This window comes from Stenotrophomonas sp. GW821-FHT01H02A, assembly GCF_059422145.1.
Window position 1 is genome coordinate 223,694 of record NZ_JBWKWI010000004.1, and the last position, 25,879, is coordinate 249,572.

General features: G+C 68.3%; 21 protein-coding genes. 6 read left to right on the forward strand and 15 right to left on the reverse strand.

Annotation, left to right across the window (positions count from 1 at the left end; all coding sequences use genetic code 11):
• Positions 1-43: 43 nt before the first annotated feature.
• The 4 genes from plsB to AC07WC_RS08365 all read right to left on the reverse strand — a co-directional run bounded on the left by plsB (position 44) and on the right by AC07WC_RS08365 (position 5,522).
• Positions 44-2,758: a glycerol-3-phosphate 1-O-acyltransferase PlsB gene (gene plsB / locus AC07WC_RS08350; protein WP_495209589.1), complete on the reverse strand. Its 2,715-nt coding sequence runs from the start codon at positions 2,756-2,758 to the stop codon at positions 44-46.
• Positions 2,758-3,726: a hypothetical protein gene (locus AC07WC_RS08355; RefSeq protein ID WP_495209590.1), complete on the reverse strand. Its 969-nt coding sequence runs from the start codon at positions 3,724-3,726 to the stop codon at positions 2,758-2,760. Before AC07WC_RS08355 ends, plsB begins: the two co-directional genes overlap by 1 nt.
• Positions 3,727-3,876: 150 nt before the next feature.
• The gene (gene pyrF, locus AC07WC_RS08360) at positions 3,877-4,602 is read right to left on the reverse strand and encodes an orotidine-5'-phosphate decarboxylase (protein WP_495209591.1); all 726 of its coding nucleotides are present in this window, start codon (positions 4,600-4,602) and stop codon (positions 3,877-3,879) included.
• The gene (locus AC07WC_RS08365) at positions 4,599-5,522 is read right to left on the reverse strand and encodes a 5'-nucleotidase, lipoprotein e(P4) family (protein ID WP_495209592.1); all 924 of its coding nucleotides are present in this window, start codon (positions 5,520-5,522) and stop codon (positions 4,599-4,601) included. The genes pyrF and AC07WC_RS08365 overlap by 4 nt, the downstream gene beginning before the upstream one ends.
• A 111-nt stretch (positions 5,523-5,633) precedes the next feature.
• On the opposite strand from AC07WC_RS08365, the gene AC07WC_RS08370 reads away from it, so the two are divergent.
• Positions 5,634-6,299: a YceH family protein gene (locus AC07WC_RS08370; protein WP_495209593.1), complete on the forward strand. Its 666-nt coding sequence runs from the start codon at positions 5,634-5,636 to the stop codon at positions 6,297-6,299.
• A 76-nt stretch (positions 6,300-6,375) separates the two neighbouring features.
• Here AC07WC_RS08370 and AC07WC_RS08375 read toward each other — a convergent pair whose 3' ends face one another.
• Positions 6,376-6,906 (reverse strand): GNAT family N-acetyltransferase, encoded by a 531-nt coding sequence (locus AC07WC_RS08375; protein ID WP_495209594.1) that lies wholly within the window; start codon positions 6,904-6,906, stop codon positions 6,376-6,378.
• Between the two features lie 202 nt (positions 6,907-7,108).
• Positions 7,109-9,085, reverse strand: a complete 1,977-nt coding sequence (locus tag AC07WC_RS08380) for a UvrD-helicase domain-containing protein (RefSeq protein WP_495209595.1) — start codon at positions 9,083-9,085, stop codon at positions 7,109-7,111.
• Between the two features lie 132 nt (positions 9,086-9,217).
• Here AC07WC_RS08380 and AC07WC_RS08385 point away from each other — a divergent pair, with 132 nt between their 5' ends.
• Complete coding sequence (locus AC07WC_RS08385) at positions 9,218-9,838, forward strand: thymidine kinase (protein ID WP_495209596.1); 621 nt, start codon at positions 9,218-9,220, stop codon at positions 9,836-9,838.
• On the opposite strand, the gene AC07WC_RS08390 is transcribed toward AC07WC_RS08385, so the two are convergent.
• The 6 genes from AC07WC_RS08390 to AC07WC_RS08415 all read right to left on the reverse strand — a co-directional run bounded on the left by AC07WC_RS08390 (position 9,839) and on the right by AC07WC_RS08415 (position 17,443).
• Positions 9,839-11,440: an OpgD/OpgG family glucan biosynthesis protein gene (locus AC07WC_RS08390; RefSeq protein ID WP_495209597.1), complete on the reverse strand. Its 1,602-nt coding sequence runs from the start codon at positions 11,438-11,440 to the stop codon at positions 9,839-9,841.
• Between the two features lie 92 nt (positions 11,441-11,532).
• Positions 11,533-14,364 (reverse strand): serine/threonine-protein kinase, encoded by a 2,832-nt coding sequence (locus tag AC07WC_RS08395; protein WP_495209598.1) that lies wholly within the window; start codon positions 14,362-14,364, stop codon positions 11,533-11,535.
• 30 nt (positions 14,365-14,394) lie between these two features.
• Complete coding sequence (locus tag AC07WC_RS08400) at positions 14,395-14,958, reverse strand: ECF-type sigma factor (protein WP_179460610.1); 564 nt, start codon at positions 14,956-14,958, stop codon at positions 14,395-14,397.
• 65 nt (positions 14,959-15,023) lie between these two features.
• A complete protein-coding gene (gene mutM / locus AC07WC_RS08405; protein ID WP_495209599.1) occupies positions 15,024-15,836 on the reverse strand; it encodes a bifunctional DNA-formamidopyrimidine glycosylase/DNA-(apurinic or apyrimidinic site) lyase in 813 nt (270 codons plus the stop codon).
• 23 nt (positions 15,837-15,859) lie between these two features.
• Positions 15,860-16,237, reverse strand: a complete 378-nt coding sequence (locus AC07WC_RS08410) for an EF-hand domain-containing protein (RefSeq protein WP_495209600.1) — start codon at positions 16,235-16,237, stop codon at positions 15,860-15,862.
• 3 nt (positions 16,238-16,240) lie between these two features.
• Positions 16,241-17,443, reverse strand: a complete 1,203-nt coding sequence (locus AC07WC_RS08415) for a DesA family fatty acid desaturase (protein WP_495209601.1) — start codon at positions 17,441-17,443, stop codon at positions 16,241-16,243.
• Between the two features lie 150 nt (positions 17,444-17,593).
• Here AC07WC_RS08415 and AC07WC_RS08420 point away from each other — a divergent pair, with 150 nt between their 5' ends.
• Both AC07WC_RS08420 and AC07WC_RS08425 read left to right on the forward strand, forming a co-directional pair.
• Positions 17,594-18,424 carry an ABC transporter ATP-binding protein gene (locus AC07WC_RS08420; protein ID WP_495209602.1) on the forward strand — a complete coding sequence of 277 codons (831 nt, stop codon included), beginning with the start codon at positions 17,594-17,596 and terminating at the stop codon, positions 18,422-18,424.
• A 135-nt stretch (positions 18,425-18,559) separates the two neighbouring features.
• Positions 18,560-19,408, forward strand: a complete 849-nt coding sequence (locus AC07WC_RS08425) for an acid phosphatase (protein WP_495209603.1) — start codon at positions 18,560-18,562, stop codon at positions 19,406-19,408.
• A 148-nt stretch (positions 19,409-19,556) separates the two neighbouring features.
• Here AC07WC_RS08425 and AC07WC_RS08430 read toward each other — a convergent pair whose 3' ends face one another.
• On the reverse strand, positions 19,557-21,824 hold the full coding sequence (locus AC07WC_RS08430; protein WP_495209604.1) for a TonB-dependent receptor: 2,268 nt from the start codon (positions 21,822-21,824) through the stop codon (positions 19,557-19,559).
• A gap of 240 nt (positions 21,825-22,064) precedes the next feature.
• On the opposite strand from AC07WC_RS08430, the gene AC07WC_RS08435 reads away from it, so the two are divergent.
• Entirely contained in the window at positions 22,065-23,063 is a 999-nt protein-coding gene (locus AC07WC_RS08435; protein ID WP_495209691.1) for a patatin-like phospholipase family protein, read from the forward strand.
• Between the two features lie 107 nt (positions 23,064-23,170).
• On the opposite strand, the gene AC07WC_RS08440 is transcribed toward AC07WC_RS08435, so the two are convergent.
• A complete protein-coding gene (locus tag AC07WC_RS08440; protein ID WP_019184100.1) occupies positions 23,171-23,653 on the reverse strand; it encodes an Lrp/AsnC family transcriptional regulator in 483 nt (160 codons plus the stop codon).
• A 127-nt stretch (positions 23,654-23,780) separates the two neighbouring features.
• Here AC07WC_RS08440 and phhA point away from each other — a divergent pair, with 127 nt between their 5' ends.
• Positions 23,781-24,677 carry a phenylalanine 4-monooxygenase gene (phhA, locus tag AC07WC_RS08445; protein WP_495209692.1) on the forward strand — a complete coding sequence of 299 codons (897 nt, stop codon included), beginning with the start codon at positions 23,781-23,783 and terminating at the stop codon, positions 24,675-24,677.
• 87 nt (positions 24,678-24,764) lie between these two features.
• Here the strand turns inward: phhA and AC07WC_RS08450 are convergent, their stop codons facing one another.
• Positions 24,765-25,868, reverse strand: a complete 1,104-nt coding sequence (locus AC07WC_RS08450) for a GDSL-type esterase/lipase family protein (protein ID WP_495209605.1) — start codon at positions 25,866-25,868, stop codon at positions 24,765-24,767.
• Positions 25,869-25,879 lie beyond the last annotated feature (11 nt).

The window sequence follows — 25,879 nt, forward strand, 5'->3', positions numbered from 1 at the left end:
ATCCGGATACGTCCGGAGACGTCGGATCGACGACGTGCCGTCGTCAATCCTGGGCTACCGGTTCCTCTGGCTTGGCCGCTTCCGGGCTGACCCGCTCGATGGTGTGGCGCAGTTCGCGACCGAGGATGAACTTCGCATCCTTCGCCCACGCATCCAGGCGCGCATCGAACAGCAGCTTGCTGTTTTCATCCGGCCACACCAGGCGCAGCTCGCGCAGCTTCTGGATGAAGCCGCGGAACAGCGTACGGTCGAAGAACTCCGGCGCGGCCGGCGCATAGAGCAGGCTCAGGCGCTGCGCGGCCTGCTGGCACAGGCTTTCCAGCTCGGCCGCACCCAGCGTGCCCGGACCGTTCTTCACCAGCACCGAGATCGCGATGTAATAGCGCTCGAACGCCTGCTGCAGCGAATGGCCGATGGCACGCAGGCGGAAGACTTCGTCGGTCTGGCCGGTATTGCGCGCCAGGATGCCGCCGTCGTCGTCGTTGATGTTCTGCAGCAGGCCTTCGCGCACGAATACGTTGATGGTCTGCTCGATGCGCTGGGCGAACTCGTCCTCGGTCCACGGCAGGAACAGCTCGGCCTGCAGGAACGGGTATACCGTGCGGCCCAGCTGGACCAGCCCGGTGCGGCTCATGCGGCGATTGTTCTGGAAGCAGCAGGCCACCCACGACGAAGCCGTGAACAGGTGCAGCACGTTGTTGCGGAAGTAGCTCAGCAGCACCGCGGTATCCCCGCTGACGCTGAGCACGTCGCCCAGCGGGTGCTTGATGCGGGTGAGGACGTTGATCTCCTCGGCGTGGGCGATGATCCGCTCCGGCGAGTGCGGGGTCACCGTCACCCGGTCCGAGTACGGCATCTCGACCAGCAGGGTCTTGCACAGCTCGATCTGCGCGATCAGGTCCGCCTCGCCCATCGCGTGCTTGGGCGTGGACAGCAGCGCCAGCGCGAGCAGGTTGATCGGATTGACGTCGGCGGCACCGTTGATGTGCACCTGGATGCGTTCGGCCAGGTGATCCACGGTGCCGGACAGCCACGAAGGCTTCTCGTCTTCGCCGACCGGCTGGCCGTTCCACTCCGGCGCACGCTGGGCGAGCACGTCATTGAGCGCGATCGGCTCGCCGAAGTTCACCACCACCTGGCCGTAGTTCTGCTTGAGCACTTTCGGGATCGACCACAGCAGCGACCAGATCGATTCCTTTTCCTTCGGCCGGCCGGACAGCTCGTCCAGGTAGCTGCCGCCTTCCATCAGCTTTTCATAGCCGATGTAAACCGGCTGGAACAGCACCGGCTTGCGCGGCTGGCGCAGGAACGCGCGCAGCGTCATCGAGATCATCCCGCCCTTGGGCTGCAGCAGGCGCCCGGTGCGCGAGCGCCCGCCTTCGACGAAGTATTCGATCGAGTAACCGCCGGCGACCAGCTGTGCCACGTATTCGCTGAGCACCGCCGAGTACAGCGCGTTGCCACGGATCGAGCGGCGGATGAAGAACGCACCGCCCTTGCGCAGCAGCGTGCCGACCACCGGCAGGTTCAGGTTAATGCCGGCCACGATGTGCGGCGGCACGATGCCGCGGTCGTACAGCAGGTAGGACAGCAGCAGGTAATCCATGTGGCTGCGGTGGCTGGGCACGTAGACCACTTCGTGGCCGGGCGCGGCCGCCTTGAACTTGTCCAGGTGGTGGACCAGTACGCCGGCGTAGATGCGGTTCCAGACATGGCTGAGCATGAAGCTGGCCGAACGCACCACCGGACTGGAGTAGTCCGCGGCGATTTCCCACGCATAGGCGTGGGCTTTCTTCCAGGCATCAGCCGGCTTGGAGTTGTCGCGCTTGGCCTGCGAGGCGATCGCCTCGCGCACGGTGTCGGCGTCGAGCACCTTGTCCACCAGCAGGCGGCGGGTCGACAGGTCCGGCCCGATCACCGACTCGCGGATGCGGCGGAAATGGGTCCGCAGCACGCGCTGCAGCTTGCGCACGGTGCGCTCGGGGTCCAGCCCCTCATCGACCGTGGTGCGCAGTGAGATCGGCGGGGCGAAGCGCACGATCGTGCTGCGGCCATTGAGCAGCACTGCCAGCAGGCGGCGGAAGCGCCCCACCAGGGCCCAGTTCTCCGAGAACAGCACGGCGAACCAGCCGCTCTGCTTGTCCGGCGCGCGGCCGACGAAGATCGAGACCGGCACCAAATGCACGTCCAGCTCGCCACGGGCACGGTGCGCCTGCAGGACCTTGGCCAGTGAATCGGAATGGGTCTTGGCGCCACGCTGCTCGGGAATCAGCGAGTTGCTGCTGCTCCGGCGCGACAGGGCCAGGTAGGCGCGCTTGCGCCCGGTCGGGTCACCGGCGATCGGTACCAGCGGCGACGGCAGGCCGGCCTCGCGGCAGGCCTTGTCGAGGATCAGCGCGTTGGACAGGCCATAGTCCTCCAGCACGTAGACCACCGGCCGGCCATCGTTGTACTGGCCGGGATGTTCGGGTTCGATCTTCAGCGACAGCCACGGCTCGACCAGACGGCCGAGCAGGCGCGACCACCACGGCGGGCGGCCGCTGGGCGCGCGGGCACCGGGCACGATCGCGGACGGCACGATGGCCGCCGGCTCCGCGTCGACCGCAGCCGCCTCCGCAGGCGCGCCGGCGACCGGCGGCACCGGGGCGGCGGCACCGTCGGACGGCACGGTATCGGGCGACGAGGACGTGGCGTCCGGCGTCTTGGGCGGCTCTTCGCCGGGGAAAGGCAGGGGATTCTGGTTCGGCATCGGCTTCATTATGGCTTAGCCGATGCGGAAGCATCGTCCTTGACCGCTGCAGCGGCTTCTGCCTCGGCCGCCTGGCGGGCGTCATGTTCAGCTTGCGCGGCGTCGGCGGCCTGCAGCAGCGCGTCGGTATCTTCCAGCGTGCGGGTCACGTACCAGTGCCCGTCGCGCCGGGTCATCCGCACCTGCGCTTCGATCTGCTCACCGGCCAATGTGTACTGGATGCGCACCACGGCGTCGTCGCCAAGCTCGGAGGTCAGCTCGCCGCGCAGCTCGCTCAACGCACCATCCAGCGACAACCCGTAGCTGGCCAGCGCGGTCTTGAAGGCCTTGATGAAGGGGCCAAGCCGCCGCAGGCTTTCTTCCATGCCTGCGGCCTGCAGTTCCGCATCGGTGGACAACCCGGCGGTACGCGCGGTGGCAGTCAGCAGGGTGATGGTGGTCCTGGCCCGCTGTTTGTCGGTCAGCGGCGCGGCGGCGGCCCAGCGGCTGAGCGCGTTCACCACCTGGGTGTAATGGGCGCGTTCGCTGTCGCTGTACTCATTCTGGTTGCGCAGGTACTGCACGCCGAACAGACCCATCGAGTGGGCCGCCTGCCGGACCTGGGCAGCCTGGCCGGCGATCTGGGTATCGAATGAACGCTGCAGCCGCTGCGGCGCATCCGGCCGCGACAGCGCGGCCAGCATCGGCAGCAACTGCCCATCCAGCGGCAGTTCGGTGAGCGGCCAGCGGCTGTGGCCCTGGCTCCACGCGCCCTGCAGGCGCGCGTACTGGGTCGGCGGCACCGCCGCCTTGGCATACCCGACCAGATCGTTGTCGGCGACCCGCTGGGCCAGCTGCTGCAGGGCCGCGACCGGCTCGGACGCCGGCGCGTCGGGGTCGATCCGCTTGTCCTTGCAGGCACTGAGCAGCACCAACCCGCACAGGGCCAGTGCCAACGCCTGCCCTCGGTACTGCCACGGCTTCAACGACATGGACATGAATTCGGACTCCCCGGACCGGTCCGCATCTTGCGGCCTGTTCAGTGACAGCGGCAAGCCGACAGACCTGCCGACCCTGCGCTCTATGCGCAAGCCCTTGAATGTACAGAAAAACCGGTGGTGACGGGGCGACTCCGCCCCGTCAGTGCCTCAGCGCGCGGCGAGCGCCAAGGCGATCTCGGCCTGGATGGCGCGGGCGGCACCCTGCGGGTCCGTGGCGAGCCGGATCGGACGGCCGACCACGATCGCATCGGCGCCATCGGCAAAGGCCTGGGCAACGCCCACGGTGCGCTTCTGGTCATCGCCGACCGGGCCCCCGGGGCGGATGCCCGGGCAGACGATCGAGAAGCCGGCGCCGGTGGCCGCGCGGATCGGCCCGGCCTCCTGGCCGGAGGCGATCACCCCGTCGATGCCGGCGGCCTGGGCGGCCAGCGCGCGCTCGACCACCACCTCGACCGGCTCGCGGTCGATGCCCATGCCGGCCAGGTCGCTGCGGCCCATCGAGGTCAGCACGGTCACCGCCAGCAGGCGCATGTCGCTGCCGTTGGCGGCCGCGCAGGCCTCCATCATCGCCGGGTGCCAGCCATGGATGGTGGCGTAGCTCACCGGCCACTGCGACAGCCGCTGGATCACCGCCGCGGCGGTGGCCGGGATGTCGAAGAACTTGAGATCGACGAACACCCGCTTGTCGCGCGCGGCCAGCGCATCGAGGACCTCGAAATACTCGCCGGAGGCCAGCAGTTCCATGCCGATCTTGTAGAACGACACCGCATCCCCCAGGCGATCGACCCAGGCCAGCGCATCGTCACGGCCCGGCACGTCAAGCGCGAAGATCAGGCGCTCCTCGTCCCGCAGCGGCAGCGGCGCGCGGCTCACGGTGCGTAATCCAGCGCGGCGCGCTTGGCGTCGTGGCGGGCCTGGCGCGACTGGCTGTAATCGTTGTTGAACTGGGCCGGCTCGAAGCCGCCGTAGGTCGGGTTGGGCAGCATCCACCAGCGCTCGCCGAACCAGTCGTGGTACTGCTGCAGCAGCGCATCGCGGCCCTCGTTGGTGTTGGCGGTGACTTCCACGAAGTCGCCCAGCTGGTCACCGAACTGCATCAGCACGCGGTATTTCTGGCCGGCCAGGCGGCGGCGGCAGTTCTTCTCGCTGCCAGCCTGCTCGCAGCCGTCCACCACCGTGCCCAAGCCGAGGAACACGCTGTCGTCGGCCACCGGCAGGCCCTGCTCGCGCAGGTTGGCCAGCGTGGCGTCCTTGAGATGCACCGCGCGGTTGGAAATGTACAGCAGGGTCACGCCCTTGGCGTTGGCGGCCTTGGCGAAATCGACCACCCCCGGAATCGCCTTGGCCTTCTTTTCGGCCACCCACTGGTCCCAGCTCAGCTCGTCGTACTCCTTGCCGTCGCGCACCAGGCGCGCCTGGTAGGGCGAGTTGTCCAGCACGGTTTCATCCACGTCCAGCACCACGGCCGGCTTCAGGCCCTTGGCGGCGTTGCCGCGTTCCTCGGGCACCAGCGCGTCCCAGTTGGCTTCCTTCAGCGCCTTGTCCAGGTGATCGGCCGCCGCACGGTAGGTCTGCTCGGTGATCGCCCGGTACTCCTGCGAGCGCTGCATCCACAGCACCGCATTGAGGTTGTCGTTGGCGGCCACGGCGGCATCGCCGGTGGCGGCCGGCGCACTCACGGCGGCAGCAGCGGCCGGCGGGGCGGCATCGGCCGGGGTTTCGGTGCGCTTGCAGGCACTCAGTGCCAGCACGGCACAGGCAAGCACGGACAGGGAAACAGCACTACGACGCATGGCATTCACCGGCAACAGATTCGCGCCAGTTTACCGGCTTGTCCCGCGGCATTCATGCGGCAGGCGGGGCTCGGCTATGCTGCACGCCCCTGAAACACCCCGGAGCGCCCCATGACCGACGACACCCAGACCCCTGCCCTACCCGTGCTCAGCGCGGCCCAGGCCCGCGCGTTGGGCTGCCTGATCGAAAAGGAGGCGACCACGCCGGATGCCTACCCGCTGACGGTCAACGCGACGCAGGTGGCGGCCAACCAGAAGACCGCGCGCGAGCCGGTGATGGCCCTCTCGGCCGGTGATGTGCACCACGCGCTGCGCCAGTTGGAGACCCTGGGCCTGGCGCGCCAGCAGTACTCCTCGCGCGCCGAGCGCTACGAGCACCGCGCCGGTGCCGCGCTGGACCTGACCCGCCAGCAGCTGGCGATCCTGGGCCTGTTGCTGCTGCGCGGCCCGCAGACCCTCAACGAGCTGCTGACCCGCAGCGAGCGCCTGGTCCGCTTCCAGGACGTGGAGGAACTGCGCCATCACCTGGAGCGCATGATCCAGCGCGGCATGGCGGTCCAGCTGCCGCGGGCCAGCGGCCAGCGCGAAGACCGCTACATGCACCTGCTGGCTGGTCCCGTGGATGTGCAGGCGTTGGCGGAGCAGTATCGGTCGGCCCCGTCCAGTGGCGGCAACGCCGCCAATCCGGCACTGGAGGGCCGCGTGCAGCAGCTGGAGACCACGGTGGCCGAGCTGCAGGAACAGCTGGCGGAGTTGCGCGCGCAGTTGGGGGGGTGAAGAGCAGCCGACCAACGGTCGGCTCTACCGGCCGTATGCGCGTGGATCGAGCGCCGCGCCGTGCCCGTCGCCGGTGTCAGGGGGCCGGCGCGCCCGGAGTGGCGAACAGCAGCACCACCTCCTCGTGTGGCGGCGGCAGCAGCAGGTCGCCCCGATCTTCCATGCCCAGCTTGCGCAGCAGCGCGGCCGAGCGCAGGTTGTCCGGGGACACGATGCCGTACAGATCGGTGTGGCCAAGCACATCGCGCGCGTAATGCATCACCCCGCGCGCGGCCTCGAACGCGTAGCCGTGGCCTTCGTATTGCGACAGCAGCGCATAACCGATATCCGGTGCCGGCAGCCCGGCACGGCGGACCAGGCCGGCATTGCCCAGCCATGCGCCATCTTCGCGGCGGACGATGGCGTACATGCCAAAGCCGTTGAGCGTATAGCTGCCGAGCACGCGCTCGGCGGTGTAGTCACGTGCCTGCGCCAGGGTGCGCACGCCGCGGTCGGCGATGTTGCGGATGAAACCCGGCTCGTTGAGCAGGGCCAGCATGTCGGCCGCATCGTGGTCGGGATCGATCAGGCGCAGGTGCAGGCGGTCGGTCTGGATCACGGCGGACATGCGGGTACCGGTGAAAGGTGATGCATCGATTGTGCAGTGCGCGTCGCGAACACGGTAGAGCCGACCGTTGGTCGGCTGCCGGACGAGGCTAGAGCCCACCGTGGGTCGGCTGCCGGAAGAGGGTGGAGCCAACCGTGGGTCGGTTGCCGTATGCCGGGTCGAGGACCAGCCGACCAGCGGTCGGCTCTACCAGGGCGTTGGGTCAGTCGAACAGGGCCTGGATCGCGGCCAGGCCGGCGCTGGCGCGCTCTTTCTTGCGCGCCGCGTCGGCGACCGGATCGGCACCGTCGCGCTGCATTTCCTCGGCCGGTATCTCATCGAAGAAACGGCTGGGCTTGAGCCGCACGTGCTCGCCGAATTTGCGGGTGAGTTTGCTGTAGCTCATCCACAGCTGGACCTTGGCGCGGGTGATGCCCACGTACAGCAGGCGCCGCTCTTCCTGCAGGTTGCCTTCGTCCAGGCTGACCTGGTGCGGCAGCACGCCGTCCTCGCAGCCGATGATGAACACGTACGGGAATTCCAGGCCCTTGGACGCGTGCATGGTCATCATCCGCACCTGGTTGCCACCGTCATCCTTGTCATTGCGCGAGAGCAACGCCAGCTGCGCGGCCAGATCGGCGGTGGAGGCCCCGCGTGGGCCACCTTCGAACCACTGCGCCAGTTCTTCCAGGTTGCCAAGGCGGCGCTGGTACACGGACTCTTCCTTGCACGAACTGCGCAGGTCCGAGACCAGCCCGGAGTCCTTCACCAGCTTGCGCACCAGGTCGCCGGAACTGAGCTTGGGCATCTCCGCGCGCAGGTCGCGCAGGATGTCGGTGAAGCGGCTCAGGCCATTGGCGGCGCGCGGCGGCAACTGCGAGAGCGCGCCGATCGCTTCGGCCGCATGCGCCATCGGCAGGTCTTTTTCCGAGGCCAGTTCGGCGAGCTTGGCCAGGGTGCCGGCCCCCACTTCGCGCTTGGGCGACTGCACCGCGCGCATGAACGCCGTATCGTCATCCGGGTTCACCAGCAGGCGCAGCCAGGACAGCGTGTCCTTGACCTCCTGCCGCTCCAGGAACGCGGTGCCGCCGGTGATGTGGTACGGCGCACGCACCAGCTGCAGCGCTTTTTCCAGCGGCCGCGACTGGAAGTTGCCGCGGAACAGGATGCAGAAATCGCTCCACGGAATCTTCTTGGAGGTGGCCAGGAAGGAGATCTCCGCCGCGACTTTTTCTGCTTCGTGCTCGCTGTTGCGGCACTCCCACACGCGGATCCGCTCGCCGTCGGCCTGGTCGCTCCACAGCTTCTTCAGGTGCTCGTGCGGGTTGTTGGCGATCAACGCATTGGCCGCGCGCAGCACGCGGTTGGAACAGCGGTAATTCTGCTCCAGCTTGATGATTTCCAGCGCCGGGTAGTCGCGCGCCATCTGCTGCAGGTTTTCCGGGTTCGCACCGCGCCAGGCGTAGATCGACTGATCGTCATCGCCCACGCAGGTGAAGTTGCCCTTGCTGCCGGCCAGCTGCTTGAGCAGCCGGTACTGCGCATCGTTGGTGTCCTGGCATTCGTCCACCAGCAGGTAGCCGATGCGCTCGCGCCAGGCCAGCGCGATCTCCGGATTCTCTTCCAGCACCTGCACCGGCAGCCGGATCAGATCGTCGAAGTCGACCGCGTTGAACGCGGTCAGGCGCAGCTGGTAGCGCTCGTAGACGCTGGCCGCTTCCTTCTCGCGGGTACTGCGTGCGGCCGCCATCGCCTGCTCGGGCGAGAGCCCGGCATTCTTGGCGCGCGAGATCAGGTTCTTCACGTCCTCGATGTCGTCCGGCTTGGCCCCGTACATCAGGTCCTTGACCTGCGCGGTCGAATCGTCGGCATCGAAGATCGAAAACCCGCGCTTGAGCCCCACCGCGGCGTGCTCGATCTGCAGGAACTTCAGCCCCAGCGCGTGGAAGGTGCAGATGGTGACTTCGTCGGCGTCTTCGCCGCGCAGGCGCTTGGCCACGCGCTCACGCATTTCCTTGGCCGACTTGTTGGTGAAGGTGATCGCCGCGATCCGCCGCGCCGGATAGCGCTTGCTGGCGATCAGCTGGCCGATCTTCTCCACGATCACGCGCGTCTTGCCGCTGCCTGCGCCCGCAAGCACCAGCAGAGGACCTTCGCAGTGCATCACTGCCGCGTGTTGGGGAGGATTGAGACCGTGCATGCCATCTCCAGGGGAGGGGCATTGTAGCGGGCCGTCAGGCCGGGGGCGTGGAGATCTCCAACCGCGGACGAAAGCGTCCGGCCTCCGCGCCTGGCGGCCCACGGGACGCGGCCAGGCGTCTAGAATTGGCCGATGGCCAAGCTCTATTTCTATTATTCGGCGATGAACGCCGGCAAGACCACGACCCTGCTGCAGTCGGCGCACAACTACCGCGAGCGGGGCATGCGCGTGGCCATCCTGACCCCGCGGCTGGACGATCGCGCCGGGCGCGGCGTGGTCGCCTCGCGGATCGGCCTGAAGGCCGACGGCATCGCGTTCAACCAGGACACCGACCTGCAGCAGCTGATCGCCGAGGACATCGGCACCCACGGTGCGCTGGGCTGCGTACTGGTCGATGAGGCGCAGTTCCTGACCCGCAGCCAGGTCTGGCAGCTCAGCGAGGTGGTCGACCAGATGCGCATCCCGGTGCTCTGCTACGGCCTGCGCACCGATTTCCGCGGCGAACTGTTCGAAGGCAGCCAGTACCTGCTGGCCTGGGCCGACGAGATGCAGGAGATCAAGACGATCTGCCACAGTGGCAAGAAGGCCACGATGACCGTGCGCGTGGACGAGCATGGCCACGCGGTGCAGGACGGCCCGCAGGTGGAGATCGGCGGCAACGAGCGCTACGTGTCGGTGAGCCGCGCGGAGTTCAAGAAGATCACGCGCGGTGAGGGAAGAATCGACCCGGCACAGGTCCCATTGCCGCTTTGATCAATACAACGTGCGTTCCGGCGCGCCCTTCGGCGGCGGGCTGTACTGGTACAGCCAGGTTTCGGTCAGTGTCTTGCCGCCACTGCGCAGGTACAGGCGGATGTCGATCTGGTCGGTCGAGTCATCCGGCGGCACCACGTCGAACATCGCGCGGTAGCCCTTGATCTCGCGCAGCGGACGCGCCGAAACGATTTCGGTGCGGCCACGGCTGACCTGCACGACGGCCTCGACCTCGCCCTTGTCGATCAGCGCGGCCAGTTCGCCGCCTTCGAAATCGACCGCGAAGCGCCACGAGAAGTACTCGCGTTTCTTGCCGATCACCCCGCCCAGGCCGGTACGGCTGGCCACGCAGTGCGCCAGCGGCGGGCGGGCGGGCGGCTCGGCGCCCCAGTACAGGCGGTAGCCGAGCAGCAGTTCCTGGCCCGGCTGCGGCTTGGCCTCGGGATTCCAGAACGCCACGATGTTGTCGAAGGTCTCGTCCACCGTCGGGATTTCAACCAGCTGCACCGAGCCCTTGCCCCACTGCCCCTTCGGTTCCACCCACAGGCACGGACGCTTCTCGTAGAAAACGCCGTCGTCCTGGTAATGGTCGAAGTTGCGGTCGCGCTGGAGCAGGCCGAAGCCGCGCGGGTTGTTGTCCACGAACATGTTGAAGCGCAGGTGGTACGGATTGCACAGCGGGCGCCAGATCCATTCGCCGGCCCCGGTCCACATCGACAGGCCGTCGGTATCGTGGATCTCCGGGCGCCAGTCCCAGGCCATGCGGCGGTCGTTCTCGCCGACCTGGTACATGCTGGTGCACGGGGCGATGCCCAGCCGCTCGATCGCCTTGCGCGGGTACAGCGCGCAGTCGATGTCCATCAGCAGCACGTCACCGTTGGTGATCGCGAAGCGGTAGGCACCGGTGGTGCTCGGCGAATCCAGCAGGGCGTAGACCACCAGCGTGTCGGAGTCGGCGGCCGGCTGCTCCAGGTAATAGGCGATGAAGTCCGGGAACTCCTCGGGCTTGCCCATGCCGGTGTCGATCGCCAGGCCGCGCGCGGACTGGCCGTACTGGCCTTCCTTGCCGACCGCGCGGAAATAGCTGGCACCGAGGAACGCGGCGAAGTCGCGGTCGGTGTCCTTGCGGGTGTTGAGGCGGAACCCGGCGAAGCCCAGGTCGGCCGGCAGGTGGCTGCCCTTCAGGCCGCTCTTGCCGTAGTCGAAGGCCGCGCCGTCGTAGGCCAGTTCCTGGGCCTTGCCGTCGACCACGTCGAACATCCGCACCGGCGAGTGGAAGTACAGGCCGAGGTGGAAGAACTTGGCCTGGTAGCGGCCGGGTTGATCGGCCCACAGGGCGTGGTCCTGACGGTACTGGATCGACTGGTACTGGTCCCAGTCCAGCGCTTCCACCGGCCCCGGCAGGGTGCGCTTGTGGCTCTGGTAGGCGGCCTGGGACAGCGCGCGCGCCTGCCCCTTCAGCGAAGCGAAATCGAACGGCTGCGGCTGGCCCAGCCGGCGCAGGCCGACCTGGTTGCCCTGCGCGGCACAGGCCGGCAGTGCGGGCAGGCCGAAGGCGGCCAAGGCCACGGAGGCATTGCGGAGGAAGTCGCGTCGTTGCATGCAGGCAGCGATGGCAGGGAAGGGCCGGCCATCATAGGCACGCAGACGTTAAATCGCCGAGGTGAATGCGCGGTGGCGTTCAGCCAGCGCGCTCAGGGGCCGGCCGCGAGCTGCGCCGGTGCGCAGTCCTGGCGCGCCCGGCTCACCTCCTGCGGCAGCTGCCCGCCCTGCGGCCACTGCGCCTGCAGCTCCTGCTGCAGCTGCCCCAGCGCCTCGCGCGCGCGCGCCGGTGCGCGGCTGCAGTCCAGCTGCGCCATCGCCGCGCGCGCGCGCCAGCGCAGCGCACGGCTGTCGGGGTCGGCCGCATCGCCCACCAGCAACGGCGCCAGCGCCCGGCGCGCTTCCACGGTCTGGCCCATGCGGCCCAGGTTGCGGCCCCAGGCCAGCTGCAGCGCGCGCTGCACGGCCGGGCTTCCCGGTCCGGCACGGTCGACCCGGCGCATCAACGCCGCCAACTGCTCCCCGGCCTGGCGGGGATCGCCGTACGCGCTGACGAGCTCGGCCATCTGCCGATCGGCCTGCTGCACGGACGCATCGTCATCGCCCCGCTGCGCGGCCTGCCACTGCCGACCTTCATGCAGGGCGGCCAGCGCGGCCTGCCAGCGGCCGGCCTGGGCCTGGGCCGCGGCATAGTCGTACAGGCCCTGCGGCAACAGGCCGACGCAATCGGGCTGGCGCCAGATCGCCACTGCGCGGCCCAGGTCATCGATGGCGGTGGCACTGTCGCCGCGCTCCAGCGCCAGCCGACCCAGTGCATGCCAGGTCAAACCGGTGTCGCGGTGCTGTTCGCCGAGCGCCTGGCGGGTCAGCCGATGCACCTGCTGCAACTCGGTTTGCGCCTGCTGCAGATCACCGCGCTGCAGCGCCAGGAGGGCACGCAGACGGCGGATCGACAGCGTTTCCGGGTGATCCGGTCCGTACAGACTCACCGCGTCGGCACCGGCGAGCTGCAGCGCCTGCCCGGCAGCGTCGAGGTCGCCCTGCGCGGCCAGCGTCTCGCCCATGTGCCGGCGCAGCGCGATCAATTGCGGGTGGCGCTCGCTGACCCCGGCCTGCAGCAGCTGCAACGCCTGGCGGTAACCGGCCAGCGCCGCCGCGGCACGTCCATCGTCGCTGTCCAGCGCGGCCAGATCGGCCAGGCTCTCCGCGGTACCCGGGGTATCGCGCAGCACGTCGCGACGCAGCCCCCGGGCCTGCTCGAAGGCCGCGCGCGCGTTGTCGCGGTAGCCCAGCAGCTGTTGGCAGCGCCCGAGCTGGGTGTGGTACTCGGCCACCACCGTCGGCAGCCGCAGCCGCTGCTGTGCGGCCAGCGCCTGCATCGGCATGAGGTGGGTGACGCACTCGCGCGAACGGCCCAGCATGCGCAACGCACGCCCCCGCTGGGTCACCGCCTCCAGCTGCAGCGCCGGCGGCACCTCGCCGGCCTGCTCGAGCAGCGCGCGCTGCCGATCGAGCGTCTGCAGCGCCAGCTGGTAGTCGCCCATGCCGATCCGCAGCCGGCCGATCACGCCCTCCAGTTCGGCCAGCGACAGCGGCTGATCCTGCAGTTCCGCCTCGCCCCGCTGCTGCCCGGTGGCCAGCAACTGGCGCAGGTCGAAGCTGCCGTGGCGCACCCCGGCGGCCTTGTCGAACAGCCCGACCGTGAAATCCTCCATCGCCTGGGCGCGTGCCACTTCGCGGCGGGCCTGCTGCATCTGCCACAGCGCGGTGAGCGCCAGTGCAACCAGTGCCAGCACACTCAGCGAGCCCAGCGCCACGCCCCAGCGGTGCCGGCCCAGGTACTTGCGCAGCCGGTAGCCCACGTGGTGCGGCCGCGCATGGATCGGGCGACCTTCAAGGAAACAGCGCAGGTCCTGGGCCAGTGCTTCCACCGAGGCGTAGCGCTGCGCGGGTTCCTTCTGCAGGGCCTTGAGCAGGATGGTGTCGAGGTCGCCGCGCAGGCGCCGCGACAGGCGCCTGGCCGCCACTGCCTGCTCGCCACCGGCGGCAGCCTGGCGGGTCATCACCACCGAGGCGCGCGGGGCCTGCACGTCCAGGATCGAGCGCTCCCACTCGGCGTCGCTGTGCCGGCGCAGGCGATAGGGCTTCTGCCCGGTGATCACTTCGAACAGCACCACGCCAAGCGAGTACACGTCGGTGAGCGTGGAAACCGGCTCGCCACGCACCTGTTCCGGCGCGGCATAGTGCAGGGTGAAGGCGCGCGCTTCGGTAGGCGGATGCGCGGGTGGCCTGCCGTCGTCATCGTCGAGCAGCTTGGCGATGCCGAAGTCCAGCAGTTTCACCTCGCCTTCGGCGGTGACCAGGATGTTGGAGGGCTTGAGGTCGCGGTGCACGATCAGGTTGGCATGCGCGTGGCTGACCACCGCGCATACCTGCAGCATCAACTGCAGCCGGCGTTCCAGCGGCAGCGCCAGCCGCTGGCAATGGTCGGTGATCGGCTCGCCTTCCACGTACGCCAGTGCAAGGTAGGGCTGCCCCTGCAGATCCACGCCGGCATCGAACAGCTCGGCCAGGTGGGGGTGCTGCAGCCGGGCCAGGATTTCGCGTTCGCGGCTGAAGCGCTGGCGCAGGCCGGGATCGGCGTAGCCGCTGCGCAGCAACTTCAGGGCGACCTGGCGCTCGTACAGGCCATCGGCGCGTTCGGCCAGCCAGACCTCGCCCATGCCGCCCTCGCCCAGCGGGCGCAACAGTCGGTAAGGGCCGACCCGCGAGCCGACCCGGCTGTCTTCCGGCGCGGCGGTCCACAGCGGCTGGGCCAGGAACTCGTGGCTGTCGCGCTCGTGCGCGAGCAGGCGCTCCACATCGACGGCCAGGCCCGGGTCTTCCTCGCGCAGGCGCAGCAACCGCTGCTCGCGCGCCGGTTCGGGCAGTTCCAGCAATTGATCCAGCAGGCAGGACAGCTGCCGCCAGCGTGACGCCTCCATCGCTCCTCTCCCCGGACGATGCGTGGCCGCTCAGGACGCCCCGACCGAGGCCAGCAGGAACATGCGCGCCTTCTGCCAGTCGCGGCGGATGCTGCGCTCCGAGCGCTGGCAGAGGTCGGCGATTTCCTGCTCGGACAGGCCGGCGAAGTAACGCAGTTCCACCACCTTGGCCAGGTGCGCATCCACCGCATGCAGCTGCGCCAGCGCGACATCCAGCGCCAGCAGGTCTTCATCCAGGCGTACGCCGCTGCTGCTGTTCTCCGGCAGTTCCACCCGCTTGAGATCGCCGCCACGTTTGCGCGCCAGCCGGTTGCGTGCGTAATCGACCACCACGCTGCGCATCGCCGAGGCGGCATAGGCGAAGAAATGGGCGCGGTCCTCGAAGCGGGCGGCACCTCGCGAGCCGAGCAGCTTCAGGTACGACTCGTGCACCAGCGAGGTGGCATCCAGGGTGCGTCCCTGCTGCCCGGCAAGCTGCCGACGGGCCATGCTGTGCAGCTCGTGATAGAGCAGGGTCAGGACCCGGTCGAGCGCGGCGCGGTCCCCCGCCCGGGCCGAATCCAGCCACACGGTGATATCCGGTCCTTCGTCCATCGCACACCCCCGCCGGTGACGTTGGCCGGACTATACCGCCGGGCAGGCGACAGGCGCGCGACGAGTCAGCGCTGGCAGTGCCCGCACCACACGCTGGCGCGCTGGCCGATGGTGGCGTGGCGGAGCAGCCGGCCGCACTGGCGGCAGGGCTCGCCTTCACGCCCATAGACCAGCAGTTCCTGTTCGAAATACCCTGGCGCCCCGTCCGGGTTGATGAAATCGCGCAGGGTGGTGCCGCCGCGGGTGATCGCATAGGCCAGGATCTGCTTCACCGCGTCGGCCAGGCGCTGGTATCGCGCGCGGGAGATCTTCCCGGCCTCGCGCAGCGGGTTGATCCCGGCCATGAACAGGCTTTCGGCGGCGTAGATGTTGCCGACCCCGACCACGATAGCCTGGTCCATCAGGAACGTCTTCACCGAGGCGCTGCGGCCGCGGCTGCGGGCGAACAGATAGTCGCCGTCGAAGGCCGCGTCCAGCGGCTCCGGGCCCAGCCCGGCCAGCAGCGGGTGGATCTCCCCGGCCGGCTGCCAGAGCAGGCTGCCGAAGCGGCGCGGGTCGTTGAAGCGCAGCAGCCGGCCGTTGTCCAGGCTGATGTCCACGTGATCATGGGCGCGCACCGGCGTATCACCCGGCAGCACGCGCAGGCTGCCGGACATGCCCAGGTGCAGCAGGGCGCTGCCCACGGCGGTATCCAGCAGCAGGTACTTCGCGCGGCGGCGCACCCCTTCGATGGCCTGGCCGGGCAGCTGCGCGCTGACCTCGGGCGGGATCGGCCAGCGCAGATCGGGCCGACGCAGGATCACGCCATGGACGCGGCGGCCCTCCAGGTGCGGCGCGAGGCCTCGTCGGGTGGTTTCTACTTCGGGAAGCTCGGGCATGCGGAGATTCTAAGACCTCAGGCTCAGCGCGGCGGCGCGGCCAGTTCGCGCGCGCTCAGGAATCCATCGCCGTTCGCGTCCTGTGTGTGGAATCGCTGGATCAGCGTCTGCCGCTGCTGCTCACGGGTGATGGACGGGCCTTTGCCGCCGGGCAGCTCATCGGCGCTGAGCACGCCATCACCGTTACGGTCCATGCGATCGAAGGCGTAGAGCATCCACCGCACGTACTCGTCCACGCTGACCCGGCCATCACCGTCGGTATCCATGCGCTGCAGGTAGCTGCCGGTATCGGTGACCTGGGCCTGTGCCGTCGCGCCCAGCAGGCCGATGGCCAGGCCCAGACACGCAGAACGCCGCACAAGGCGGCGTTTCGCGGATACGTTCCCGGTCGGGAGACGCATCGATCAGTGCGCCGTCAGCGCGTAGCCCTTCAGGCGCGCGGCGTAGTTCTGCAGCGCGGCGATGCCACTGGCTTCTGCTTCGTGGCACCAGGCCTGGAGCAGCTTCAACCGCTCGGCGGCGTCGTTGCCGCGCGCTTCCAGCAGGGCCGCCAGGCGGGCACGGTGTTCAACCAGCACGCGGATGCGCGGGCGCTGCTCGACCCAGGTGCTGAGCTGGGCGCGGCAATCCGGCTTGAGCCAGCGGCCATCGTTGACCAGGCCACGGCGCATGCGGCGCGGCAGCAGCTTGCGCAGCTTGGCGCCGGCCATCGCGGCCTCTTCGCGCAGGGCCGGCACGAACACATTGCGCTGGTAGTCGGTCATCGCCTGGAAGCGATGCGACAGCAGGGCCTTGAGGGTTTCGGCATCCGGCACGGCGATGTTCGGGCGCACGTCCATGCTCGGCGCCACGCGCAGCACCTTGGCCAGGCGCACCGCCTGCAGGCCACGGATCACCGCCCAGCCGATATCGAACTCCCAGCGGCGCATCGAGAAGCGGGCCGAGCTCGGGAAGGCATGGTGGTTGTTGTGCAACTCTTCACCGCCCACCCAGAACGCCCACGGGGTCAGGTTGGTGGAGGTATCGGCCGATTCGAAGTTGCGGTAGCCCCACCAGTGGCCCAGGCCATTGATGACGCCGGCCGCCCAGAACGGGATCCACGCCATCTGGATCGCCCACAGGGCCACGCCGGGCAGGCCGAACAGCACGCTGTTGATGACCAGCAGGGCGACCGGGCCGAGATTGGCATGCGGGGTGTACAGATGGCGCTCGATCCAGTCATCCGGCGCACCGCGGCCGTACTGCTCGATGTCCGCGCGCATCGCGCGGGCCTCGCGGTACAGCTCCACGCCACGCCAGAACACCATGCCGATGCCCTTGGTCACCGGGCTGTGCGGGTCTTCCTCGGTTTCCACCTTGGCGTGGTGCTTGCGATGGATCGCCACCCACTCCTTGGTGATCATCGAGGTGGTCAGCCAGGTCCAGAACCGGAAGAAGTGCGCGATGACGGGGTGGAAATCCACGCCCCGGTGCGCCTGGCTGCGGTGCAGATACAGGGTCACGGCAAAGATGGTCAGCTGGGTGAAGACCAGCAGCACCAGGCCCATGCCCCACCAGCCGAGGCCGACGACACCGCCGGTCAGGAAGTTGAGGAGCGTATCGAACATCGCAGGACTCCGGGCCGCACTGGGCCAGCAAGGAAACGGGTGCACTTTCGGACATGATGGGGCCTGACGTTGCAAACTTCATCCCTTCGATGCCATTTTTGCGCAGTCATTCAGTTCTTCCCTTACCTTCGTGAGCATGCCCCCGCATTCATGACAGTCGCAGCCTCGCCGGTGGTGCCGGCCTCCCCCGTTCCCTTGATCGAGCTCGACCGCGCCTGCGTCATCCGCGGCCAGGTCCGGGTCCTGCACGATCTCAGCCTGCGCATCGAACAGGGCCAGCACACTGCCCTGCTCGGCCCCAACGGCTGTGGCAAGTCGTCCTTCATCAAGCTGATCACCCGCGAGCTGTATCCGCTGGCGCACGGCGACGGCACGGTGGCGGTGCGCGTGCTCGGCCAGAACCGCTGGCAGGTGGACCGGCTGCGCTCGCAGCTGGGCATCGTGACCGGTGACCTGAGCAGCAACCTCTCGGACATGCCCGGGCTGACCGTGGAAGAGGCGGTGCTGACCGGCTTCTTCGCCAGTTTCGTGGTGCCGGCGTTCCGCGAAGTGACCCCGGAGATGCGCGAACGCGCGCGTGAAACCCTGGCCATGACCGGCGCCCTGCCCTTGCTGCAGCGTGGCTATGCCGAGTTGTCGGCCGGCGAAACCCGGCGCGTGCTGATCGCCCGGGCGCTGGTCAACCGGCCGCAGGCGCTGCTGTTGGACGAGCCGTCCACCGGGCTGGACCTGATCGCCCGCGAACAGCTGATCGCCACCATGCGTGGGCTCGCCCGCCAGGGCATCACCCTGGTGCTGGTGACCCACCATATCGAAGAGATCATTCCCGAGATCGAGCGGGTGGTGATGCTGCGCGGTGGCAAGATTCTTGCCGATGGCTCACGCGCGGAACTGCTGCGCGATGGACCGTTGTCCGAGCTGTTCGGCGGCCCGATCCGGGTGGTGGAACAGGCGGGCCGGTTGAGCGCATTCGCGGGCTGAGCGCAGCCGGCCCACCCCGGCGCATGTGGGAAGCGAAAGGACGCGGCCATGCCGGATCTGGCCGGATGACGAACGGCCGCTGTCGCCGCCGGAGGAAGCTGCGATCATGCGGCTCCCCCTCTTCGAGACCTGCCGATGTCATCGTCCCTGCGCTCCGCTGCCGTCCGCCCGATGCTGATGACCGCCCTGCTCGCCGCCCTCGCCGGCTGCGCGTCAACGGTCGCACCGGGCACCACGCCGGTGGAAGCCTCGGTCACCACCAAGGCGGTCGGCTACCTGCAGGGCAGCGCCGTGCCGGACAGCCTGGCACTGGTACCGGCCCCGCCGGCCGCCGGTTCGGCCGGCTTCGCACTGGACGAACAGGTCAGCCGTGAAGCGCGCGCACTGCGCGGCAGCCCGCGCTTCGAGCAGGCCCACCGTGACGCTGAGCTTGCCTTCCCGGCCGGTGCCAACCAGTTCTCCTGCGCGATCGATGTCGAGGTGGATGCGGTGAAGACGCCGGCGCTGTACCGCCTGCTGGAACGCAGCCGGATCGATGCCAGCGCGGCCACCCGCACGGCGAAGAAGCACTACCAGCGCGCGCGGCCGTTCATGGTCAACAACGAACCCACCTGCTCGCCGGAAGACGAACAGGACCTGCGCGGCAATGGCTCCTATCCCTCCGGCCACACCTCGATCGGCTGGGCCTGGGCGCTGATCCTCTCGGAGATCGCCCCGGACCGCGCCGACGCGATCCAGGCACGCGGCCGCACCTATGGCGAGAGCCGCCTGGTCTGCAACGTGCATTGGCAGAGCGACATCCTCGAAGGCCGCTTCATGGGTGCCGCCGCGGTGGCACGCCTGCACGACAACGCCGCGTTCAACAGCGACCTGCTGGCCGCACGCAAGGAGATCGTGGCGGCGCGCAAGGCGGGGCTGCATTCGGCACGCGATTGCGCAGCAGAAGAAGCAGTGCTGAAGGTGCGGCCGGCGAGCGCGTTGTAAGGCGGGGGGGGGGCAGCCGACCAACGGTCGGCTCTACCGAAGCGGCGAAATGGCAGAGGCCATCAACGAAAACGGCGCGGATTTCTCCGCGCCGTTTTCGTTTCAGGAGCGTGCGCACCAACGGTGGGCACCTACCGCATGACGTGCATCAGAACTTCGCGGTGAACTCCACGCCGAACGTGCGCGGTTCGTTGAGGAAGCCGGTCAGGTTGTTGAAGTCGATCGCGCCGACCACGCGGACCTGATCGGTCAGGTTGCGGCCGTACACGGCGACGTCGTACTGGCCGTAATCCCAGTTGTAGCCCAGGCGCAGGCCCCCTTCCAGCGAGGAGCGGCTGCGGAACTCCGGCGACTCGTACAGGAAGAAGTTGACCGGGCTGCGGTACGCCCAGTCGGTGTAGACGTAGAACTCGCTGGCATCGTTGACCGGGAAGCCGGCGCGCAGGGTCAGGTTGTGGATCCACTTCGGCGCCTGCGGCAGCGGGTTGCCGTTGACCAGCGCATAGGTGGCGCCATCGATGACCGTGGTCGGATCGGTGATGGTGCAGCCGCCGCCACAGATCGCCACCGCCAGATCCTTGTCCTTGATCTCGGTGTCGTTGTAGCTGCTGCCCAGGGTCAGCAGGACGTGGTCGGTCAGGTAGGCTTCGAAGTCGAGCTCGGCGCCCTGGCCGATGGTCTTGTCGGCGTTGAGCAGGGTCGCGGTATTGTTGCTGCCACCCACGGCGATCAGCTGCTGGCCGTCGACGTTGTAGCGGAACACGTTGAAGCCCAGGCGTGCGCGGCGGTCGAACAGGTCGGCCTTGATGCCGGCTTCATAGGAGATCACCTTTTCCGAATCGGCCTGCGAGACGCCACCAAAGGCCAGGCGGCCCTGGATCGACGGCGCGCGGAAGCCCTTGGCCACGCGTGCGTACGCGTTGAGGTTGTCGGTGATCTGGTAAACGCCGCTCAGGTCCCAGCTGACGTCGTTGACGTCGGTCTTGGCGATGTACGGGCCGCTGACCGGGGTGCCGAACGGGACGGCCTGCAGCACGCTGGCGCTGAAGTCCTTCTTGTCCTGCGTGTAACGCACGCCACCGCGCAGCTTGAAGCGCTCGGTCACGTCGAAATCGCCGGAGGCGAAGGCGGCCCACGCCTTGTTGCGCTGCTGCTGGACGGCATGGCCGGTCTGCGGATTGCCCGGGGTCAGCGAGTCGTAGTTGAAGCTGTCGATGGTGACGTCTTCATCGAAGTAGAACACGCCGGCCTGCCAGTCGAAGCGACCCCACTCGTTGGATTCCACGCGGAATTCCTGGGTCCACTGGCGGTGGTGCGGCAGGCCATCGGCCGATTCGGAGGCGAACGGGATGTTGCCAGGGCCGTAGTTGCCAGCGCCGAGGAAGCTGGCACCGTAACCGCCGTCGATGTCGCCGTGGTTCAACGATTCGGCGGTCTCGTAACCGGTGATCGAGTGCAGCGTCACGCGGCCCAGGTCCCACTTCAGGCGCGCGCTGCCGCCCCAGGTTTCCAGGTCGGAGAAGTTCTGGCCATCGGTGGAGACTTCATCGCGGTCGAAGTTCTCGACCAGCTGGTTGGTGCCCGGCTTGATGATGTTGGCGCGGAACAGGCGCGCGGTGCCGTTGAGCTTGCGCTTGTGCAGGTTGAACAGCGCTTCGACGTCATCGCCTTCGTACAGGAACTGCACGCGGGCGGCGGCTTCGTCATAGCCTTCGAAGCCCTGCGCCGGGGCGCCCTGGCGGGTGTTGGTGACCCAGTCGTCGCGACGCTGGTACAGCGCGGACACGCGCGCCGACCAGCGGTCGGTCAGCGGGCCGCCGTAAGCACCCTGCGTGTTCCAGGTGTTGTAGCTGCCGTAGGCGACCTTGATGTAGCCGTCGGCATCCTGCGAGGGACGCGCCGAATCGAACTTGACCACGCCGGCCGGCGTGTTGCGGCCGAACAGCGTGCCCTGCGGGCCGCGCAGCACTTCCACACCGGCCAGGTCGAACAGCGGGAAGCCCTTCAGCAGCGGGCTTTCCTGCACCACGTCGTCATACACCAGCGAGACCGGCTGCGAGGCATTGAGGTCGAAATCGGTGTTGCCCAGGCCGCGGATGTAGAAACGCGGGAAGGCACGACCGTAGGACGATTCGATGTTCAGGCTGGGCACACGCGCCGACAGGAAGCGGATGTCATCGCCGGCCGAACCGAGCACGTCGAGCTTTTCACCCTGGATGGCCGAGATCGAGACCGGCACGTCCTTGGCGTTTTCGACGCGGCGTTGTGCCGTCACCTGCAGGGTATCGAGGGCGACCGGGTCCTTGGTGGCAGGGGCGTCCTGGGCTGCGGCCGTCAATGGCAGCAGGGCGGCGAGGGCGACAACGAGCGGGTGCACGGACGGGAAACGGCCGTGGGCAGTGCGGTTCGGGAACATGGCGTTTAGGCTGTGTTGGGAGGGGTGGTGGACCGGCGCTACCAGACAATTGTTGCAGTACAGCAACAGAGCCGCAAACAGCTGCTATTCATTACCTCCTCCCGGGCCCGCGCGTTGTGACGGCGGTCGCGGCCTGACATCCCCGGTCATGGCCTGAATGCCCGGCCCTGCTGCCCTGCCGGGTCCGCGATCGCTTCGGTATGCTGGCGCCCCTCGATGCCCATTCACGTTGCCACGCCGATGACCTCACTGCGCCGTACCCGCCTGACGCTGTCCGTTGCCCTGCTCGGCCTGCTCGCCGGCTGCGGCGGTGATCCCGTGCGCCCGACCCCACCGCCGGCGGCGGTTCCCGTGATCCCGGCCAAGCCGGTCAAGATCGGCATCGCGCTCGGCGGCGGCGCGGCCAAGGGCTTCGCCCATATTGGTGTGATCAAGATGCTGGAGGCCAACGGCTTCGAGCCGGTGGTGGTGTCCGGTACCAGCGCCGGCAGCGTGGTCGGCGCGTTGTACGCCAGCGGCATGGATGCGTTCCAGATGCAGTCCAAGGCGGTGGCCCTGGATGAGGCCAGCATCCGCGACGTGCGCCTGTTCTCCGGCGGCCTGGTCCAGGGCCAGAAGCTGCAGGACTACGTCAACGCACAGGTCGACAACCGCCCCGCCGAAAAGCTGAGCAAGCCCTTCGCCGCGGTCGCCACCCAGCTGGAGACCGGCGAACGCACCGTGTTCGTGCGCGGCAACGTCGGCCAGGCCGTGCGCGCCTCCAGCAGCATTCCCGGCGTGTTCGAGCCGGTGAAGATCGGCAAGTACAACTACATCGACGGTGGCGTGGTCAGTCCGGTGCCGGTCGATGCGGCGCGCCAGCTCGGCGCGGACGTCGTCATCGCCGTGGACATCTCCAGCAAGGCCAGCGGCAAGGCCCCGACCGGCATGCTCGGGATCGTGAACCAGTCGATCTCGATCATGGGCCAGCGCCTCGGCGAGCAGGAACTGGCGCGCGCGGACGTGATCATCCGGCCCAAGGTGCTGGACATCGGCGCGGCCGATTTCGGCCAGCGCAACAACGCGATCCTGGAAGGCGAGAAGGCCGCGATGGCGGCGATGCCGCAGATCCGTGCCAAGGTCCAGCAGCTGCAGAAGGCGCGCGCAGCGGCACTCGCCCCGCCACCGCCGAAGCCCAAGTGCGATGAACCCTCGCGCGTGGGCCGCCTGATGGGACGCAAGGAAAAGTGCGAGGGCTGACGCCCCGCCACCGGTAGAGCCGACCGTTGGTCGGCTGCTTCTGGTCCTGGTCTCCACGAAGCCGACCAACGGTCGGCTCTACCGTGCGATCGCGAGGGCGGTCCGCGTCATTCCAGCTGCGACAACGGCAGCGCGCGGAATTCCTTGACCGTGCGCAGCACGAAGCTGGAATTGACGTCGGCCACGCCGGCGGCATTGAGCAGTTTGTCGAGCAGGAAGCTGGAGAAGTGCTCCAGGTCGCGCACATAGATGTGCAGCAGGTAGTCCATGTCGCCGGTGAGCGCATGGCAGGCCACCACTTCGTCCCACTCCACCACGCTGTCGGCGAACACGCCGATGGCGTGCTGGTCGTGCTTTTCCAGCTGCACGCGGACGAAGGCCTGCAGGCCCAGGCCGATCTGGCGCGGTTCAAGCCGGGCCCCATACCCGGCGATCACGCCCTCGCTCTCCAGCCGCTGGACACGACGCAGGCAAGCCGACGGGGACAGATTCACCCGGGCGGCGAGCTCGGCGTTGGTGGCGCGCCCGTGTTGCTGGATTTCCGCCAGCAAGCGCAGATCCGTGCGGTCGAACTGGGCATCTCCGGTCATTGCTGCCCCGCAACATGAGGTGGACGCAACGATATTGCGCCAACAGGCTATATCCGCGCAACTTTGCAAACCTCTTGCGCGCGCCCTGCCCTAGCATCGACAGATGACTTCCCAGGAGACCACCACGATGGAAACCGCCACCGCCCCCCGCCGCGTCGAACACCAGCAGACCGACAAGGGATACGTGCCGGTCTATACCACTGCCATCGTGGAACAGCCCTGGGACAGCTACACCGCCGACGACCACGCCACCTGGAGCACCCTGTTCCAGCGCCAGCGCGAGCTGCTGGTCGGCCGGGCCAGCAAGGAGTTCCTGCACGCGCAGGACGAGATGGGCATGAGCGCGCACATGATCCCGCGCTTCGACCAGCTCAACGAAGTGCTGGGCGCCGCCACCGGCTGGACCCTGGTCGGGGTGGAAGGCCTGCTGCCGGAACTGGATTTCTTCGATCACCTGGCCAACCGCCGCTTCCCGGTGACCTGGTGGATCCGGCGGCCGGACCAGATCGACTACATCGCCGAGCCGGACATGTTCCATGACCTGTTCGGGCACGTGCCGCTGCTGATGAACCCGGTGTTCGCCGATTACATGGCCGCTTATGGCCGTGGTGGCGTCAAGGCGCATGCGATCGGCCCGGAAGCGTTGCAGCACCTGACCCGGCTGTACTGGTACACGGTGGAGTTCGGGCTGATCAACACCGACGAGGGCCTGCGCATCTACGGCGCCGGCATCGTCTCGTCCAAGGGCGAATCGCTGTACTCGCTGGAGTCGGCCGCGCCCAACCGGATCGGCTTCGACCTGGAGCGGATCATGCGTACCCGCTACCGCATCGACACCTTCCAGAAGACCTACTTCGTCATCGACAGCTTCGAGCAGTTGATGGAAGCGACCGCGCCGGACTTCACCCCGATCTACGCAGCGCTGGAAGCCAAGGCGCATCTGCCGGCCGGGGACGTGCAGGACGGCGACACGGTGTTCCAGAAGGGCACCGGCGAAGGCTGGGAAGACGGCGGCGACGTCTGATCGGTAGCGCCGACCGTTGGTCGGCTGCCGTTCGCGCGGCGTCGCGGCGGGCGCCGTGGAGCTGGAGCAGCCGACCAACGGTCGGCGCTACCGGGGATAGGCGAGCAGCAGCACCAGGTCATCGTCTCCCACCTGCTGCAGGGCATGCGAGCTCCCTGTTCGGGTCAGCAGCGCATCGCCCGCCGCCACGGCGTACTGCTTGCCATCCAGCACGTAGCTGCCCTGCCCGCTGACGATGTAGTAGATCTCGTCCTTGTGCTGCGGGTGCAGGCCGATGCCCGCGCCCTTGTGCAGCACGCGCTTGCGCAGCACGAACGGCAGGTCGGTGTCATTGGCGAAGAACGGGTAAGCGGTGGTGGGGCCGGCGCCTCCATGTGGGCCCGGCTGGGCGATCGCGATGTCGCGCTCGTGCACCACGCGCGAGGGTTTCGACGCATCCGCGCCCTGCCCTGCATTGCGGACCTCGCAATCGATATCGCGTTTGAGCGCGGGTTTCAGCGCAGGCTGCAGCGCAACCCAGTCGCGCACGACCAGGCACGCGACAGCGTTCGCACCGGCGCTACTGAAGTGGGTGCCGTCGGACTTGTTCTGTTCGGGCACGAACAGGAAGTACCGCCGCGCGCCCTGCTCGCCCAACGCGCGGATCCAGCGCGTGGAGCTGTCGTTGAGGTCGATCAGCGCGACCTGCTCGCGCGTGGCCAGCTGCTTCATCGCCTGGGTGTACAGCGCGTGGGTGTCCAGCAGCGACCCGAAGTCGTACAGCAGCCGCGCCACCGGGGTGATCAACACGGGCGTGGCGCCCTTGTCGCGGGCCAGCTGCACGTAACGCATCAGGAACTGCGGGTAGGCAACGGCAGGATCGGTATAACGGGTGGGGTCTTCAACCTTGGCGTCGTTGTGACCGAACTGGATCAGCAGCACGTCACCACGCTGGAGCTCGGCGGCGATCGCATCCAGGCGCTTCTCATCGATGAAGCTGCGCGTGCTGCGGCCGCCCTTGGCGTGGTTGCGGACCTCCCACACGGCGGGATCGAGATAGCTCTGCAAGGCCTGGCCCCAGCCGGCCTGTGGCGCGCGCTCCGGGCCGTACTCGGCGGCGGTGGAATCCCCGGCAATGAAGACGCGGTGCGGGGCGCACAGCGCGCTGGGGGCCGCCATCAGCAGCGACAAAGACAGCAGCAAACGCAACATGGTCATGCTCC

What these genes read in the sequence shown, in the direction of transcription:
- plsB (WP_495209589.1), bottom strand. Translation starts at nt 2,758, where the DNA reads ATGAAGCCGATGCCGAACCAGAATCCCCTGCCTTTCCCCGGCGAAGAG.
- AC07WC_RS08355 (WP_495209590.1), bottom strand. Translation starts at nt 3,726, where the DNA reads ATGTCCATGTCGTTGAAGCCGTGGCAGTACCGAGGGCAGGCGTTGGCA.
- AC07WC_RS08365 (WP_495209592.1), bottom strand. Translation starts at nt 5,522, where the DNA reads ATGCGTCGTAGTGCTGTTTCCCTGTCCGTGCTTGCCTGTGCCGTGCTG.
- AC07WC_RS08370 (WP_495209593.1), top strand. Translation starts at nt 5,634, where the DNA reads ATGACCGACGACACCCAGACCCCTGCCCTACCCGTGCTCAGCGCGGCC.
- AC07WC_RS08375 (WP_495209594.1), bottom strand. Translation starts at nt 6,906, where the DNA reads ATGTCCGCCGTGATCCAGACCGACCGCCTGCACCTGCGCCTGATCGAT.
- AC07WC_RS08380 (WP_495209595.1), bottom strand. Translation starts at nt 9,085, where the DNA reads ATGCACGGTCTCAATCCTCCCCAACACGCGGCAGTGATGCACTGCGAA.
- AC07WC_RS08385 (WP_495209596.1), top strand. Translation starts at nt 9,218, where the DNA reads ATGGCCAAGCTCTATTTCTATTATTCGGCGATGAACGCCGGCAAGACC.
- AC07WC_RS08390 (WP_495209597.1), bottom strand. Translation starts at nt 11,440, where the DNA reads ATGCAACGACGCGACTTCCTCCGCAATGCCTCCGTGGCCTTGGCCGCC.
- AC07WC_RS08395 (WP_495209598.1), bottom strand. Translation starts at nt 14,364, where the DNA reads ATGGAGGCGTCACGCTGGCGGCAGCTGTCCTGCCTGCTGGATCAATTG.
- AC07WC_RS08400 (WP_179460610.1), bottom strand. Translation starts at nt 14,958, where the DNA reads ATGGACGAAGGACCGGATATCACCGTGTGGCTGGATTCGGCCCGGGCG.
- mutM (WP_495209599.1), bottom strand. Translation starts at nt 15,836, where the DNA reads ATGCCCGAGCTTCCCGAAGTAGAAACCACCCGACGAGGCCTCGCGCCG.
- AC07WC_RS08410 (WP_495209600.1), bottom strand. Translation starts at nt 16,237, where the DNA reads ATGCGTCTCCCGACCGGGAACGTATCCGCGAAACGCCGCCTTGTGCGG.
- AC07WC_RS08415 (WP_495209601.1), bottom strand. Translation starts at nt 17,443, where the DNA reads ATGTTCGATACGCTCCTCAACTTCCTGACCGGCGGTGTCGTCGGCCTC.
- AC07WC_RS08420 (WP_495209602.1), top strand. Translation starts at nt 17,594, where the DNA reads ATGACAGTCGCAGCCTCGCCGGTGGTGCCGGCCTCCCCCGTTCCCTTG.
- AC07WC_RS08425 (WP_495209603.1), top strand. Translation starts at nt 18,560, where the DNA reads ATGTCATCGTCCCTGCGCTCCGCTGCCGTCCGCCCGATGCTGATGACC.
- AC07WC_RS08430 (WP_495209604.1), bottom strand. Translation starts at nt 21,824, where the DNA reads ATGTTCCCGAACCGCACTGCCCACGGCCGTTTCCCGTCCGTGCACCCG.
- AC07WC_RS08435 (WP_495209691.1), top strand. Translation starts at nt 22,065, where the DNA reads ATGACCTCACTGCGCCGTACCCGCCTGACGCTGTCCGTTGCCCTGCTC.
- AC07WC_RS08440 (WP_019184100.1), bottom strand. Translation starts at nt 23,653, where the DNA reads ATGACCGGAGATGCCCAGTTCGACCGCACGGATCTGCGCTTGCTGGCG.
- phhA (WP_495209692.1), top strand. Translation starts at nt 23,781, where the DNA reads ATGGAAACCGCCACCGCCCCCCGCCGCGTCGAACACCAGCAGACCGAC.
- AC07WC_RS08450 (WP_495209605.1), bottom strand. Translation starts at nt 25,868, where the DNA reads ATGTTGCGTTTGCTGCTGTCTTTGTCGCTGCTGATGGCGGCCCCCAGC.